The 1,414-nt window shown below is 47.9% G+C and carries 2 protein-coding genes; one reads left to right on the top strand and one right to left on the bottom strand.

Going from position 1 to position 1,414, the window contains the following annotated elements:
• Positions 1-166: 166 nt before the first annotated feature.
• Positions 167-1,186 (top strand): DNA/RNA non-specific endonuclease, encoded by a 1,020-nt coding sequence (locus tag B7Y67_RS18070; RefSeq protein ID WP_293599818.1) that lies wholly within the window; start codon positions 167-169, stop codon positions 1,184-1,186.
• A 2-nt stretch (positions 1,187-1,188) separates the two neighbouring features.
• Here B7Y67_RS18070 and B7Y67_RS18065 read toward each other — a convergent pair whose 3' ends face one another.
• Entirely contained in the window at positions 1,189-1,413 is a 225-nt protein-coding gene (locus B7Y67_RS18065) for a DUF3820 family protein (RefSeq protein ID WP_293599817.1), read from the bottom strand.
• Position 1,414: the final 1 nt, after the last annotated feature.

The following is a 1,414-nucleotide window of genomic DNA, read 5'->3' as shown; positions in this document are numbered from 1 at the left end:
TAGCTGCAACCTACAAATCTATCGCTCTTCAAACTTTACAAGCCCTATTCATAATTGAAATTCAGAGCATAAACCCTGATAAAGACTTGCTCTACAGCTAACTTACCCGCTCGATAGGCGCAATTCTTTAGCTGCCGGATGGCGACTCTCATTACACTGACATGCAATGAATTTCCTAGTCAAACTTTTCTTATTGAACTCCCTTTGGCTGCCATTCAGTGCATTTGCCCTGTTCGATCAGTGCAAAGACCTTTTCCCAGCCCAGCAAATACCCAGCACTTCTCAGGAAGGGCGCGACCTTTGCTTTGATGATTTTGCAATCTACTACTCACCTTTAGACAAAAAGCCTATCTACACCGTGGAAAGGTTAAATGGTGAACAGCTTCAAACTCCTCGCCCCCGCCGAACCAATCAGTTTTATGAGGAAGCTAGACTACCTTTGAATGAACGCGCCCTACTATCCGACTATCGCGGTAGCGGCTACGACCGTGGGCACAACGTACCGGCCGGTGACATGACACGCGAACGAGGGATGGCGCAGTCATTTTCTCTAGCAAATATGATGCCGCAGGCTAGGCAAAATAACCAAGGTATCTGGGCAAAGCGGGTTGAAGAGCCTACCAGGATGTATATCAAGCGTGCGCAAGGAGATGTCTACGTCTTTACCGGCTCAATTGGTCATGCTGGCAGCATTGGTAAAAACAAGGTCACCATTCCAAGCCATCTTTATAAACTGGTCTATGACCCCCATAAAAAATTGGCGTGGGCTTATTGGGTTGAAAATACCAATGAAGCTCAAATGCGCCCACCGATCTCTTACACCGAACTGATTCAGAAAACTGGCATCGACTTTCATTTACCTGTAGAAAGCAGCGAAAGTAAGCCTGTTCTACAAGTTAATAAAGGTGTTACTGAATCTAGACAAGTACTGGGCGGCTGGTATCCAGTCTTTTTTGATCAATACTCACCCGAAAAGGTTTCAGCAATCATCTCCAATATCAAAGCAGGAAGGGTTGCCAGCATAGAGCTTCAATATGACCGCAATCTCCAGTTCGCTCAGAGTCTGGCACAAGAGATTGAGGCGCAAACTCAAATGCAGGTCAGGCTTTCGCAAAGCAGTCCGCCTGATTCACCCAATGTCAGCTACGAACGCAATCGTGTCGTAGCGATAGTGTACTCAAAGTAAGCCTACTGTTCGCGAGTGCGAGCAGAAATTCCATGAGCCCTCTGAATCGGGGCCAACAAACCTCGCAAGCCATTGTGATCCAGGGTGTGCATTAGCTCCAGGAGCTGTCCAAGCTCGCCCTGAGGAAATCCTTCGCGAGCGAACCAGGCCAAGTAATTACCAGGCAAGTCCGCAAGCGCGCGACCAGCATGCTTGCCAAAAGGCATCTTCATTGTGACTAGCTTCACC

This window comes from Polynucleobacter sp. 35-46-11 (assembly GCF_002281105.1).
Note: the sequence above shows the minus strand (reverse complement) of the source record. Positions and strands in the feature narration are given on the sequence as shown.

Coding starts and splice junctions, on each gene's coding strand:
- B7Y67_RS18070 (WP_293599818.1), top strand. CDS start 167: ATGAATTTCCTAGTCAAACTTTTCTTATTGAACTCCCTTTGGCTGCCA.